We start from the raw sequence: 13613 nt of genomic DNA on the forward strand, positions 1-13613 counted from the left end.
CCGGGCCCGGTGACCCCCTCCGTGTGCGGGCCGGGGCGCACGGGTGTCCACTCGAGGGGTGACGACGACCACGGCGACGACCCCGGCGACGGCCACCACGACGGCCAGCACGACGGCCAGCACGACGGCCAGCACGACCCTGGTCGACGAGCTGCGCGCGGCCCTGCCCGACGGCCAGCTCGTCGACGACCCGCAGATCGCCGCGTCCTACCGGCACGACGAGGCCGAGTGGGCGCCGTACGGGACGCCGCTGGCCGTCGTCCGGGCGCGCTCGACCGCCGACGTCCGGGCCGTCGTGCTGGCCTGCCTGCGGCACGGCGTCCCGCTGGTCACCCGCGGGGCGGGCACCGGGCTCTCGGGCGGGGCGAACGCCGTCGAGGGCTGCGTGGTGCTCAGCACCGAGCAGATGACCGCGGTGCTGGAGGTCGACCCGGTCGAGCGGCTGTGCGTGGTCCAGCCCGGCGTGGTCAACGACGACCTGCGGGCGCACGTCGCCGGCTTCGGCCTCTGGTACCCGCCGGACCCGGCGAGCTCGCCCTGGTCGACCATCGGCGGCAACGTGGCCACCAACGCCGGCGGGCTGTGCTGCGTGAAGTACGGCGTCACCCGCGACTTCGTGCTGGGCATGGAGGTCGTCACCGGCACCGGCGAGGTCGTGCGGCTGGGCCGCCGCACGGCGAAGGGCGTCGCCGGCTACGACCTCACCGGGCTGATGGTCGGGTCGGAGGGCACCCTCGGGGTCGTCACCGAGGTGACCCTGCGGCTGCGCCCGGCCCGGTTGCCCGAGCACACGGTGGCCGGCTACTTCGACTCCGTGGTCGCCGCCGGCGAGGCCGTCCGCGCGGTGGGCGCGGCGGGCATCACGCCGTCCGCGCTGGAGCTGGTGGACCGGCACTGCCTGGCCGCCGTCGACGCCTGGAAGAACATGGGCCTGTCCACCGAGGCGCAGGTCGTGCTGCTGGGTCGCACGGACACCCCCGGCGCCGCCGGGGAGGCCGAGGCCGACGCGCTGCTGGCGTGCTTCGAGTCCGCCGGCGCCACCTGGGCGGCCCGCTCGACCGACCAGGAGGAGGCCGACGCGCTGTTCGCCGCCCGTCGGCTGGCCTACCCGGCGCTCGAGCGGCTGGGCCCGGTGCTCACCGAGGACGTCTGCGTGCCGATCGCCGCGGTGCCCGCGGTGCTGGGCCGGATCGAGGAGATCGCCGCCGAGCACGACGTGCTGATCGCCAACATCGCGCACGCCGGCGACGGCAACCTGCACCCGCTGATCATCACGCCGCCCGGCGACGAGCCGGCCCGGGCCCGCGCCCAGCTGGCCTTCGACGAGATCATCGTCGCCGCGCTCGCCGCCGGCGGCACGGTCACCGGCGAGCACGGCGTCGGGCTGCTGAAGCGCCCGGGGCTGGCCGACGAGGTCGGACCGGCCGTGATGGCCATGCAGCGCGCGGTCAAGCAGGCGCTGGACCCGGCCGGGATCCTCAACCCCGGCAAGGTCGTCTAGGCCGGCTCGAAGCGGACGGTGCGGGTGGCCGGGCCGGCCTGGGTCAGCCGCACCCGGACGACGTCCCCCGGCGTCAGCCGGCCGTCGCACCGGGCCTGCACGGCCAGCTCGGTGAGGACGACGGTGGACCGCTTCTCCTCGGCGTCGAGGACGACGGCCTCGAACACCTCGCCCACGCGGCCGGCCAGCAGCGTGGCCTCGACCAGGTCGACCACCGCCCGCTCCACCGCGTGGGTGCGCCGGTCGGAGGCGGCCATCAGCGCGGGCAGCTCGGGCAGCGCCGCCCGCAGCTCGGCCGAGGGCTGCTGCCCCGCGGCCAGCGCCAGGCACACCTCGGTGCCGAACCGGTCGACCAGCCGGCGCAGCGGCGCGGTCACGTGCGCGTACGGACCGCCGACCCCGCCGTGGCCGGGCTCGGCCGGGAGCTCGCCGTCGACGGCGGTGTAGCCGGCACCCCGCAGCAGCGACGTGGCCGCGTCGAGGAAGGCGGCGTGCCGGGGCGTCGCCGGGTCCAGGGTCGCGATCACCTCGCCGGGGCCGGCCCCCTCGGGCCACGCGACCCCCAGCCCGGGGGCCAGCCGGCGCAGCGCCTCGACCGCGCCGGGATCGGGTGCGGGCAGGGTGCGCAGGATGCCCACCCCGCCGTCGAGCATCAACCGGGCGGCGCACCGGCCGGTCAGCAGCGAGATCTGCGCGTTCCAGCCCTCGACGTCGGACTGGCCGCGGAAGACGACGGTCCACCCGCCGTCCGGGCCGGGCTCGACCTCCTGGGACGGCGTGCCCAGCTCGATCGCCCCCCGGTCGCGAGCCCGCGCCTGCAGCAGCCGGCCGATCTCGGGCAGCAGCTCGAGCTCGGCGGGCAGCCGTTCGCCGACGGACGCGTAGTCCAGCTGCGCACGGCTGCGCACCCGGGCCCGGCGGAGGTCGACCGCGGTCACCTCGCCCTGCGCGTCGAGGTCGATGGTCCACAGGGCCGCCGGGCGGAGCTGGTCGGGCAGCAGGCTGGCCGCGCCCTCGCTCAGCTGCGGCGGGTGCAGCGGGGTGCGGCCGTCGGGGCAGTAGACCGTCTGGCCGCGGCGGCGGGCCTCGGCGTCGACCGCGCTGCCCAGCGGGACGAACGCGCCGACGTCGGCGATGGCGTAGCTCACCCGGTAGCCGGTCGCGGTGCGGGCCAGGTGCATCGCCTGGTCCAGGTCGCGGGCACCGGGCGGGTCGACGGTGACCAGCGGCAGGTCGGTGGCGTCGTGGTCGGGCAGCGGAGGTGCGGCGGCCACGCGGTCGGCCTCGGCGAGCACGTCGGGCGGGAACGCCTCGGGGACGTCGAACTCCGCCCGGATCGCGGCGAAGTCGAGCGGACCGGAGACCTTCAGCACGCGAGCCACCCCGCCACGGTTCCACGTGGAACGTGCGCGGTACACAGGGCGCATGCCCGAAGGACACATGATCCACGTGGACGCGCGCCGGTTCGACGAGGCGATGAGCGGCCACGTGGTGCACACCGACAGCCCGCAGGGCCGGTTCGCCGACGGGGCCGCGGCCCTGGACGGCCGCACCCTGCGCGGCACCGAGGCGTGGGGCAAGAACCTCTTCCTGCGGTTCTCCGGCGACTCCCCGCAGTACCTGCACGTGCACCTGGGCCTGATCGGTGGCTGGACCTGGTGGGACGCCGACCACCAGCAGCTGTCCGGCCGCCCGGTGGTGAAGGCCGACTCCAGCAACGTGCGGCTGCGGCTCCGGGTGGGGCGCGGGGACGCCGCGCGCAGCGCCGAGCTGCGCGGCGCGATCACCTGCACGCTGGTCGACGAGGAGGGCCTGGACCGCGCCGTGGCCAAGCTCGGCCCCGACCCGCTGCGCGACGACGCCGACCCCGCGCTGGCCTGGGCGAAGGTGCAGAAGTCGAAGAAGCCGATCGGCGGGCTGCTGCTGGACCAGGCGGTGACCGCCGGCGCCGGGCTCATCTGGCGGGCGGAGGTGCCCTACCTGGCCGGCGTCGACCCGCACCGACCCGGGGTCGACGTCACCGAGGACGAGTTCACGACCATGTGGTCGGAGATGCGCCGGGTGATGCAGGCGGCCGTCGAGCGCGGCGGCAAGGAGATCACCACCGACCCCGCCGACCGGCCGGAGACCGACGGCCACGTCAGCCGGGACGACGCCTTCTACGTCTTCCGCCGCGACGGCGAGCCCTGCCTGCGCTGCGGCACGGAGATCCGGGTCGCCGAGATGGGCACCCGCAAGGTCTGGTGGTGCCCCGTGTGCCAGCCGGGCTAGAGGCCCGGCGAGTTGATCATCGTCTGGTGCAGGCCGGACGCCCGGGCGGCCGGCGCGTCCCACCTGCAGCTGCCGATGATCAACAGGTGGGGGGCGTGGTCAGGCGATGCGGAAGTCGCCCAGGCCCTCGACGGTCACGACGTCGCCGGCGCGCAGCTGGCGGCCGCGACGCTCCTCGGGCTCACCGTTCACGGTGATGTCGCCGCTGGTCAGGACATCCTTGACCTGCGCGCCGGTGGGCACGGCGTCGACGAGCTTGAGCAGCTGACCGAGGCGGATGACGTCCTCGCCCGGACGGAGGTCGACGGTCTGCACGGGGATCAGTCCACCACCAGCTCGTCGCCCACCGCGATCCGGCCACCCGTGGCGGGCATCGCACCCACCGAGAGGGTGCCGTCGTGCTCGCGGTGGATGGTCTTCAGCACGCCGGTGTCCCGACCGATCCCGCCCGGTTGCGGGCGGGTGGTCATCACGCAGCGCGGCACCGGCTCGCCGACCTCCAGCACCGCCGTGCCCAGCTGGACCTGCCGGCCGACCAGGTCGTCCTCGCCCGATCCGTCCAGCACGACGTTGGCCCGGAACCGCCGCGGTGACCAGGTGCCGGTGGAGCCGGTCGACAGCAGGGTGATGCGGGCGGTGGCGTTGTCGTGGAAGGCTCCGTCGGCCCCGGAGAACGGGTTCCAGCGCGACTCGGTGTCGACGTCGGCCGGGTTCTCGTAGGTGCGCGGGCCGGTGAAGGACGCCGGCCGCAGCTCCACCGCCCGGCCGACCCACGCCGACAGGACGGCGTCGTCGTCGGTGACCGTGCCGTCGGGCAGCACCACCTCGGGTCGACCCCCGGTCGCCCGGGCGGCGGCGAAGAGCAGGTCGGGGACCCGGCGGGCGGTCAGCCCGAAACCGGTGCCGGTGTCGAACAGCGCCCAGCCGCGATCGCCGTCGAACCCCTCGGGGCCCACGTCGACGGCGGCGCACCGCTCGCCCTGCAGCGACTTGACCGGGTAGCGCCAGAGCTCGAGGACCCGCATGCCCCCAGTGTGGCGCGGCCGGTCAGCCGGCGGGGGTCCAGGACAGCGTCCAGCTGCCCGACCAGGTCTGCTCGGGAGCCAGCACGACCAGGTCGGCGCCGTCGGCCAGGGCGTTGGGCGGGCAGGTCATCGGCTCCACCGCCAGGCTCCGCCGGCGCTGGCCCGCGGGCAGGGTGTCGCCGGTGTAGACCTGCAGCCAGGGCCAGCTCCGGTCGACCGCCAGCTCCAGCGCGCCGGCCGGGCCGCGCAGCCGCACCCGCGCCCACCCGTCGTCGTCCCGGGTGAGGTCGGTGAGCGCGTCGTCCAGCGCACGGTCGCCGATCGTGCCGACGGCGCCGTCGAAGGGACGCCGGCCACCGGTGGGCAGCCCGCCGTCCAGGTCCAGCGACGTGCTGGCCGGGACGTCGAGGTCGGCGGCGCCGACGTCGCCGTCCTCGTCAGAGCCGACGTGCAGGTAGGGGTGCATGCCGACGCCGAACGGGGCGTCGTGCGTGCCGGCGTTGCGCACCCGCACGGTGACGGTGAGCCGGCCGGGGTCCAGCCGGTAGTCCAGCGCGACGGCGAGCCGGAACGGGTAGCCCGAGCGCGGTTCGAGCACGGTGCCGACGGTGACGGTGTCCTGGGTGCGGGCCAGCACCGAGAACGGCTGCCAGGAGAGCAGTCCGTGCATCGCGGAGCCCTCGGCGGTGACGTCGAGCTGCAGGTCGGCGCCGGCCCAGGACCAGCGCCCGTCGCGCAGCCGGTTGGGCCACGGCAGCAGCAGGCCGCCCCGGCGGCCCTTCGGCACCACGCCCGTGGGGTAGCCGTCCAGGACGTCCCAGTCGCCCACCGCGAGCCGGCGCAGCCCACCGCCGCGCAGGTCGACCGCCACCCGGGCGGCGCCCCGCTCGAGCCAGGCCCCCAGCGGCTCCGTGGTCGGCCAGGCCTCCTCGTCCGGGCCCACCCCGGGGGTGCCCAGCAGGTCGGCGAGGACGTCGAGCACCTCGGCCCGGCGGACGGCGGCGGCCGGTGCGATCTCGGTCAGCCCGAAGTAGCCGTGCACCAGGCCCGGTCCGGGCAGGTGGACGACGTGCACCCCCGCGGCGGCCAGCTCGACGGCGTAGGTGTCGCCCTCGTCGCGCAGCGGGTCGAACTCCGCGGTGGCCACCACGGCCGGGGGCAACCCGGTGAAGTCGGTGCCCAGCGGCGCGACGGACGCGTCGGCCCCGTCGGGCAGGTACCAGTCCCAGAACTGCCGCATGTCCGACCGCTCCAGGAACAGGCCGGTGCCGTTCTCCTCGACCGAGGGCATGGTCATGGCCGGGTCCAGGCCGGGGTAGGCCAGCAGCTGCGCGGCCAGCACCGGCCCGTCCTCGTCCCGGCAGCGCAGGGCCACCCCGGCGGCGAGCCCGGCGCCCGCGCTGTCCCCGGCCACCACCAGCGGGGCGGTCGGCCACCGGTGCGCGGCCCACCGGACCGCGGCGAGGCAGTCCTCCAGCGGTGCGGGATGCGGGTGCTCGGGGGCCAGCCGGTAGTCGACCGCCAGCACCGTGGCGCCCAGCCGGTTGGCCACGGCCCGGCAGACCGGGTCGTGGGTGTCGAGGTCGCCGACCGCCCAGCCCCCGCCGTGCAGCCAGACCACGACCGGCCGGGTCTGCCCGCCGACCCGGCCCAGCCCCGACCGGTAGATGCGCACGCCCAGGTCACCGCCGGGACCGGCGATGGTGCGGTCCTCGACGTCGGCGACCGGCTCGGGCCGGTACCCCTCGCCCCTGCGGGCCAGGGACAGGGCGCGGTAGCGCTGCCGGTCGACGGCGGCGTCCCCGCTGACCAGGGGGGTGGCGCCGAGCTCGGCGAGGCGCTGCAGGAACGGCACGAAGTGCGGGTCGATCGGCACGGGGTCACCTCACCACGGGCGCGGACGCCGGGCGACCGCTCGGCTGTGGGTTCGCTGCCAATCCGGCGATCACCGGTCCGTCACGGCGACGATCGCGCCTACGGTGCCGGCGTCGCAGCACGCCGTCCAGGAGGAACCATGACCGCACCGGCCGCCGGCTGGTACCCCGACCCCCACGGCACCGGTGGCACCCGCTGGTGGGACGGCGGCGCCTGGACCGAGCACGCCGCTCCCCCACCCGCACCCTGGACCCCGGCCCCCGCCCCGTGGAGCTCGACGACCACCGCCCCGGCGCCGACCGGCTGGCGGCGCCACCGGTACAGCCTGCTCGTGGTGCTCTTCGCCGCCGTCTACCTCGGGCTGGCGCTGACCGTGCACATCGCGGTGCTCGGCGTCCTCCCCGCCCTGATGGCTGCCCGGGCGGTGCAGGCCGAGGAGCCGCTGGCCGGCGGTGCGGTGGTCATCGCGATCGCCAGCGTGCTGCTGGCCATCGCCGGGTTCGCCGGGCTCTGGCGGTTCTGACGCGACCCCGGCCCGTGACGGGTCGAGGGGTGGATCGGTGACAGACGTCAGTGGTGCCGGGCGCCCTCCCCGGCGAAGACTCGGGTCATGCCCGAGACCACGTTGCGAGCCGCAGACTCAGACCGCGCCACCGTCGCCGAGGTCCTCGGCACCGCGATGAAGGACGGTCGGCTGACCGTCGAGGAGTACGACGAGCGCCTGGCCGCCGCCTACGCGGCGCGCACCCACGCCGACCTCGCCGTCCTCACCGCCGACCTGCCGGTGCCCCGGGCGGCGGCCGCGCCGGCCGGCGGGCCGACCTACGGCAGCTGCGGGGGCGGTGACCTGCGGAACGCCTGGCGCGGGTACGCGACGGTCGCGCTGGTCGTGTGGGCGGTCTACCTGATGTCGTCGCTGGCCGGCGGCTTCGGCTACCCGTGGCCGGTCTGGGTCGTCGGGCCCTGGGGCGCCGTCCTGCTGGCCCGCACCCTCGGCACCCGCGGAGCGCTCGCCCGCCGCTGACCAGCCGGACCGCCAGCAACGACGAGAGGCCCCACCCGGATCCGGGTGGGGCCTCTCGTCTGCACTGTGGGCAAGGGGGGAGTTGAACCCCCACGTCCTTTCGGACACACGGACCTGAACCGTGCGCGTCTGCCATTCCGCCACTTGCCCTGGCGAGGGAGAACACTAGCAGTCGGCTCCCGAGGGTTTCCGCCGGGGCGTCGCGGGCTCACCGGGCGTCCTCGACGCCTGGTCACGGTTACGATCGGCCCTCAGTCAGCGGGAGGTCAACCGAGCGTAGGGAGCGACTGTGGGTGTGCTGCAGCGCTTCGAGCGTCGCCTCGAGGGCATGGTCGGCCTGGCGTTCGCCCGGGTCTTCAAGGGCAAGGTGCACCCGGCCGAGATCGCCAAGGCCCTGCAGCGCGAGGCCACGGAGCAGCGCAAGGTCATGGGCGAGGGCCGGGTGCTGGTCCCCAACGTCTACGACGTCCGCCTGGGCCCCACCGACTACGAGAACCTCTCCGAGTGGTCCGAGCAGCTGGCTGCCGAGCTGGCCGACATGGTCGCCGAGCACGTGGCCGACGAGGGCTTCCAGACCTTCGGCGACATCCAGGTCCGCCTCGAGCGGGACGACGAGCTGCACACCGGTGTGTTCGAGGTCGCCTCGCACGTCGCCGACCCCGGTGCGGCCCGACCCGAGCGCCGCGCCCGGTTGTCCGCCGGCCTGGACGACGACTGGGGCGGCCCGGTCCCGGGGCACAACACCGGCGCCCCCGCCGTCCCGCCGCCGGTCCCGCCCGTGGCCGGGCGCCCGCCGCTGCCCCCGCTGCCCTCCATCCAGGGCCGTGGGCCGGCCGGCCCGTCGGTGGTCGGCCGCTCCGGCCAGCGCCCCGGCGTGAGCCACGTGCTCGTCGTCGACGGTCCCGGCACCCGGCACGTCCTGGGCCCCGGCAGCAACGTCATCGGGCGCGGCACCGAGGCCGACATCCGGCTCCCCGACACCGGGGTCAGCCGCAAGCACGTCGACGTCGTCCTCGAGGGTCCCGTGGCCGCCGTCCAGGACCTCGGCTCGACCAACGGCACCCTGGTCAACGGCCGCCGCGTCGGCCGCCAGCCGCTCAGCGACGGCGACGTCATCCGCATCGGCCACTCCGTGCTGGTCTACCGGCAGGACGGCGCATGACCGCCGAGATCGTGCTGCAGGTCTTCCGGTTCGGGTTCCTGCTGCTGCTCTGGCTGTTCATCTTCGCGGCGTTCCGGGTGGTCCGGGCCGACCTGCTGGGCGGGCGCGCCGGGCGGGTGGCCTCGGTGCCCCCGCGCGCGCAGGCGGGCAAGAAGAAGGGCGCCCGCGGGCCGAAGAACCTCTTCGTGACCGCCGGCCCGCTGTCGGGCACCCGCATCACCCTCGGCGAGCAGGCCATCCTGATCGGCCGCGCCGACGACTCCACCCTCGTCCTCACCGACGACTTCGCCTCCTCGCGGCACGCCCGGCTCACCAACCGCGGTGGCCAGTGGTACGTCGAGGACCTCGGCTCCACCAACGGCACCTACCTGGACCAGCAGCGCGTGCAGGGCCCGCTGCTGGTGGCCCAGGGCCAACCGATCCGGATCGGACAGACAGTGCTGGAGCTCCGCTCATGACGTTGGTGCTGCGGTACGCCGCCCGCTCGGACCGCGGCCTGATCCGCGGCAGCAACCAGGACTCCGTCTACGCCGGCCCGCGGTTGCTCGCCGTCGCCGACGGCATGGGCGGCCACGCCGCCGGCGACGTCGCCAGCAAGGTGGTCATCGCGGCGCTGGAGCACCTGGACGACGACGCCCCCACCGGCGACATGCTGTCCTCCCTGCGCAACGCGGTCTTCGACGGCAGCGAGCACCTGCGCGAGGTCATCCGCGAGTCCCCCGAGCTCGAGGGCATGGGCACCACGCTGACCGCGGTGCTGTTCGCCGGCGGCCGGCTGGCCCTGTGCCACGTCGGCGACTCCCGGGCCTACCTGGTCCGCGACGGCCAGCTCTCGCAGATCACCCACGACGACACGTTCGTGCAGACCCTGATCGACGACGGCCGGATCACCGAGGACGAGGCCAACAGCCACCCGCAGCGCTCGCTGCTGCTGCGTGCCCTCAACGGCCAGGAGGTCGACCCCGACCTCTCCATGCGCGAGGCGCGCGCCGGTGACCGGTACCTGCTGTGCTCCGACGGCCTGTCCGGCGTGGTCAGCCACGAGACGATGGCCGAGGCGCTGCGCGACCCCGACCCGCAGGCCACCGCCGACCGGCTGATCGAGCTGGCGCTGCGCAGCGGCGGCCCGGACAACATCACCTGCATCGTGGCCGACGTCGTCGACGACGACGGCAGCTCCCGCATCGACCCGGTCGTCGACGGCGCCGCGGGGGACAACCGCGGGCAGCGCGAGGTCGACCCCCGCTCCGCCGCCGGCCGGGCCGCGCTGGCCGACCCGAGGCCGGCCACCCCCACGGCGTCGGTGACCACCGCGAGCCCGCCGGTGAAGCGGCGCCGACCGCTGCGCACCGTGCTGGTCGCGCTGGGCGTCGTGGTGGTCCTCGGCGCCGCAGCGGTCGGCTTCTACGCCTTCGTCGGCAACCACTGGTTCGTCCGCTCGGTCGACGAGGGCGACGTCGGCGTCTACCGCGGCATCAACGCCTCGCTGGCCGGCATCGACCTCTACCGCCTGGACACCGCCACCGACCTGGCCTGGACCGACCTCACCCTGGCCGCGCGCAGCCGGGTCGGTTCCGGGATCGACGCCAGCGACCGCGAGGACGCCGACCGGATCCTGGCCAACCTGCTCGAGCAGCGGCTGCCGCTCTGCCGCACCCCGGAGTCCACCCCGACCTCCGGCTCGGCGTCGGCCACGGCGTCGGCCACGGGGTCGACGACGGGCGCACCGACCACCGTCGACCCGGGCGCCACGGGCACCCCCAGCGGCACCGACCCGACGAGCACCGCCCCGGCCACGACCACGCAGACGACGACGTCGAGCCGGACGCAGGAGCCGGGAGTGGACTGCCGGGAGGCAGGCTGATGGCCGCCCCCGTACCGGCCGTCGGCCCGGGCACCGACCCGAAGAACGCCGCCCCGGGCGTCACCACCCCACCCAAGCGCCGCGGCACCGAGCTGGTGATGCTCGGCTTCGCGGTGCTCATCACGCTGGCCGCGCAGACGATCGTCGACATCACCATCACCGGCTCCCCCAGCCCCGAGATCGCCACCTTCGGGCTGTGGTTCTCCGGCATCTGGGTGGCCGCCCACCTCGTGGTCCGCAAGGTCGCGCCCTACGCGGACCCGTTGCTGCTGCCCTGCATCGCGGTGCTCACCGGTCTCGGCCTGTCGATGATCCACCGTCTGGACATCGCCACGAACGCCCTGGGCGAGTCCGTCTCCAGCCGGGAGGACGCCCCCACCCAGCTGCTGTGGGCCACCGTCGGGCTCGTGGTGTTCGTGGGCGTGCTGCTGGTGGTGCGCGACCACCGCGCGCTCGCCCGGCTGGCCTACACGATCGGGCTGGTCGGCCTGGTGCTGCTGGCCGTCCCGGCGGTGCTGCCCTCGGCGCTGTCCGAGGTCAACGGCGCCAAGATCTGGATCCGGGTGGCCGGGTTCTCGATCCAGCCCGGTGAGTTCGCCAAGATCTGCCTGGTCATCTTCTTCGCCGCCTACCTGGTCGACAAGCGCGACGTGCTCGCGCTGGCCAGCCGTCGCGTGCTCGGCCTCGAGGTCCCGCGCGCCCGCGACCTGGGCCCGGTGCTGGTCGCCTGGGGCGTCTCGATCCTGGTGCTGGTCTTCGAGCGCGACCTGGGCAGCTCGCTGCTGCTGTTCGGCATCTTCGTGGTGATGCTCTACGTGGCCACCGAGCGGGTGTCCTGGCTGGTCATCGGCGTGCTGCTGTTCTCCGCCGGCGCGACCCTGGCCTACCGGCTGTTCGGGCACGTGCGGCTGCGCGTGGACACCTGGCTGGACCCGTTCGCCTACTACCCGGACGGCGGTGGCTACCAGGTCGTGCAGTCGCTGTTCGGCCTGGGCACCGGTGGCCTGTTCGGCGCCGGCCTCGGCGGCGGGCGCCCCGACCAGGTGCCGGTGGCCAAGAGCGACTTCATCGCCGCCGCGATCGGCGAGGAGCTCGGGCTGTTCGGGCTGGTCGCCGTCGTCGTGCTGTACCTGGTGCTCGTCGAGCGCGGGCTGCGCACCTCCCTCGTCGTGCGCGACGGGTTCGGCAAGCTGCTGGCCGCCGGCCTGGCGTTCGGCATCGCCTGGCAGGTGTTCGTCGTGCTCGGCGGTGTGACCGGACTGCTGCCGCTGACCGGGCTCACCACCCCCTTCGTGGCCTACGGCGGGTCGTCGCTGGTGGCGAACTTCGGCCTGGTCGCGCTGCTGGTGCGCATCAGCGACGCCGCCCGGCGCCCGGCCGCCCCGCCGGCGCCCCCGGCCCCCAAGCTGGGCGAGGCGCTCACCGAGGTGGTGCGGCCGTGAACGCACCGCTGCGCAAGGTCGCGATCAGCGTGCTGGTGCTGTTCACCCTGCTGATCCTCAACGCCAACTACATCCAGGTGGTGCGCTCCTCGGAGCTGCGCTCGGACCCGTCCAACACCCGGATCCTGGCCGAGGAGTACGACCGCGAGCGCGGGCAGATCGTGGTCGACGGCAACCCCGTGGCCCAGTCCGTGGCCACCGACGACACGTTGACCTACCTCCGCCAGTACCCGCAGCCCGACCTGTACTCGACGGTCACCGGCTACTACTCCCTGGTCTACGGCAACAGCGGGATCGAGGACGCCGAGGACGAGATCCTCTCCGGTTCCGACGACCGGCTCGCCTTCCGCCGGATCGCCGACCTGTTCACCGGTCGCGACCCCTCCGGCGGCAACGTCGAGCTGACCCTCGACGCCGCCACCCAGCAGGCCGCCTTCGACGCCCTCGGCGGCGTCCGGGGCGCGGTCGTCGCGCTGGACCCCGAGACCGGTGCGGTGCTGGCCATGGTCAGCAGCCCGACCTACGACCCCGGCCAGCTGTCCAGCCACGACCCCGCCGCGATCCGCGCGTACTCGGACTCCCTGAGCGCGATGGACCCCGACCCCCGGGTGAACACCACGGTCTCCGAGCGCTACTCCCCCGGCTCGGTCTTCAAGCTGATCGTGTCGGCCGCGGCCCTCGAGGACGGCTACACCCCCGACACCGTCGTCCCCGCGCCGCAGTACTACACCCCCTCGGACAGCAGCCGGGCCATCCCCAACTTCGGCAACGAGGTGTGCGACCCCAGCGGTGAGCAGTCCCTGATCCAGGCGCTGACGATCTCCTGCAACACGGCGTTCGCCGGCCTGGGCGTGGAGCTGGGCGAGGACCGGGTCCGCGAGGCGGCCGAGGCGTTCGGCATCGACGAGGGCGGCTTCACCATGCCGCTGCCGGTCGTCGAGAGCACCGTGGGCGACGTCGACGGCAACGCCCAGCTGGCCAACGCGTCCATCGGCCAGCAGAACGTGCAGATCACCCCGCTGCAGGGCGCGATGATCGCCGCCGCCATCGCCAACGACGGCGAGCTGATGACCCCGTACCTGGTCGACCAGCTGCAGGCACCCGACCTCAGCGTGGTCGACCAGACCACGCCCGAGGTCCGCAGCCAGCCCGTCTCGGCCGACGTCGCCGAGCAGCTGCAGGAGATGATGGTCAGCGTGGTCGAGAACGGCTCCGGCCGCCGCGCGCAGATCGACGGCTACACCGTGGGCGGCAAGACCGGCACCGCCCAGACCACCACCGACGGCGACGACAACCAGTGGTTCGTCGGCTTCGCCGGCCCCGACGGCGACCCGCAGATCGCCGTGGCCGTCTTCGTCGAGGGCGGTCAGGGCACCGGCGGCGACCTGTCGGCACCGGTCGCCCAGCAGGTCATGTCCGCGTACCTGGCCGCTCACGGGGGCAACTAGC

The 13613-nt window shown here is 74.8% G+C and carries 13 protein-coding genes and 1 tRNA gene; 9 read left to right on the forward strand and 5 right to left on the reverse strand.

The annotated features are described in order from the left end of the window. Window positions 1-58: 58 nt before the first annotated feature. Window positions 59-1501 (forward strand): FAD-binding oxidoreductase, encoded by a 1443-nt coding sequence (locus tag BLS67_RS17400; protein WP_242654158.1) that lies wholly within the window; start codon window positions 59-61, stop codon window positions 1499-1501. Here BLS67_RS17400 and BLS67_RS17405 read toward each other — a convergent pair. Then, window positions 1498-2883, reverse strand: a complete 1386-nt coding sequence (locus tag BLS67_RS17405) for an RNB domain-containing ribonuclease (protein ID WP_091247516.1) — start codon at window positions 2881-2883, stop codon at window positions 1498-1500. The genes BLS67_RS17400 and BLS67_RS17405 overlap by 4 nt on opposite strands. A 43-nt stretch (window positions 2884-2926) precedes the next feature. Between BLS67_RS17405 and BLS67_RS17410 the strand changes: the two genes are divergently transcribed. Next, complete coding sequence (locus BLS67_RS17410; protein ID WP_091247518.1) at window positions 2927-3772, forward strand: Fpg/Nei family DNA glycosylase; 846 nt, start codon at window positions 2927-2929, stop codon at window positions 3770-3772. Between the two features lie 99 nt (window positions 3773-3871). Here the strand turns inward: BLS67_RS17410 and BLS67_RS17415 are convergent, their stop codons facing one another. Genes BLS67_RS17415 through BLS67_RS24175 form a run of 3 tightly spaced genes read right to left on the reverse strand, consistent with a single transcriptional unit; the run spans window position 3872 to window position 6673 of the window. Further along, on the reverse strand, window positions 3872-4087 hold the full coding sequence (locus BLS67_RS17415; protein WP_091247520.1) for an RNA-binding S4 domain-containing protein: 216 nt from the start codon (window positions 4085-4087) through the stop codon (window positions 3872-3874). A gap of 5 nt (window positions 4088-4092) precedes the next feature. Next, window positions 4093-4797: an MOSC domain-containing protein gene (locus BLS67_RS17420; RefSeq protein ID WP_091247522.1), complete on the reverse strand. Its 705-nt coding sequence runs from the start codon at window positions 4795-4797 to the stop codon at window positions 4093-4095. Between the two features lie 22 nt (window positions 4798-4819). Next, entirely contained in the window at window positions 4820-6673 is a 1854-nt protein-coding gene (locus BLS67_RS24175; protein WP_207500701.1) for an aldose epimerase family protein, read from the reverse strand. 138 nt (window positions 6674-6811) lie between these two features. On the opposite strand from BLS67_RS24175, the gene BLS67_RS17435 reads away from it, so the two are divergent. Further along, entirely contained in the window at window positions 6812-7195 is a 384-nt protein-coding gene (locus BLS67_RS17435) for a DUF2510 domain-containing protein (RefSeq protein ID WP_091247524.1), read from the forward strand. Between the two features lie 87 nt (window positions 7196-7282). Continuing rightward, window positions 7283-7696, forward strand: coding sequence for a DUF1707 SHOCT-like domain-containing protein (locus BLS67_RS17440; protein WP_091247526.1), 414 nt, complete (start codon window positions 7283-7285; stop codon window positions 7694-7696). Window positions 7697-7763: 67 nt separating this feature from the next. Here BLS67_RS17440 and BLS67_RS17445 read toward each other — a convergent pair. After that, window positions 7764-7846, reverse strand: a tRNA-Leu gene (locus tag BLS67_RS17445). A gap of 139 nt (window positions 7847-7985) precedes the next feature. Between BLS67_RS17445 and BLS67_RS17450 the strand changes: the two genes are divergently transcribed. Genes BLS67_RS17450 through BLS67_RS17470 form a run of 5 tightly spaced genes read left to right on the forward strand, consistent with a single transcriptional unit; the run spans window position 7986 to window position 13612 of the window. Then, window positions 7986-8858 (forward strand): FhaA domain-containing protein, encoded by an 873-nt coding sequence (locus tag BLS67_RS17450; RefSeq protein ID WP_091247528.1) that lies wholly within the window; start codon window positions 7986-7988, stop codon window positions 8856-8858. Then, entirely contained in the window at window positions 8855-9316 is a 462-nt protein-coding gene (locus tag BLS67_RS17455; RefSeq protein WP_091247530.1) for an FHA domain-containing protein FhaB/FipA, read from the forward strand. The genes BLS67_RS17450 and BLS67_RS17455 overlap by 4 nt, the downstream gene beginning before the upstream one ends. Then, window positions 9313-10722, forward strand: a complete 1410-nt coding sequence (locus BLS67_RS17460; RefSeq protein WP_091247531.1) for a PP2C family protein-serine/threonine phosphatase — start codon at window positions 9313-9315, stop codon at window positions 10720-10722. Before BLS67_RS17455 ends, BLS67_RS17460 begins: the two co-directional genes overlap by 4 nt. Next, entirely contained in the window at window positions 10722-12164 is a 1443-nt protein-coding gene (locus BLS67_RS17465; RefSeq protein WP_091247533.1) for an FtsW/RodA/SpoVE family cell cycle protein, read from the forward strand. The genes BLS67_RS17460 and BLS67_RS17465 overlap by 1 nt, the downstream gene beginning before the upstream one ends. Continuing rightward, on the forward strand, window positions 12161-13612 hold the full coding sequence (locus BLS67_RS17470; RefSeq protein WP_091247536.1) for a peptidoglycan D,D-transpeptidase FtsI family protein: 1452 nt from the start codon (window positions 12161-12163) through the stop codon (window positions 13610-13612). Before BLS67_RS17465 ends, BLS67_RS17470 begins: the two co-directional genes overlap by 4 nt. Window position 13613 lies beyond the last annotated feature (1 nt).

Source organism: Klenkia soli (assembly GCF_900103975.1).
In the GTDB taxonomy this organism is placed as follows: Bacteria; Actinomycetota; Actinomycetes; order Mycobacteriales; family Geodermatophilaceae; genus Klenkia; species Klenkia soli.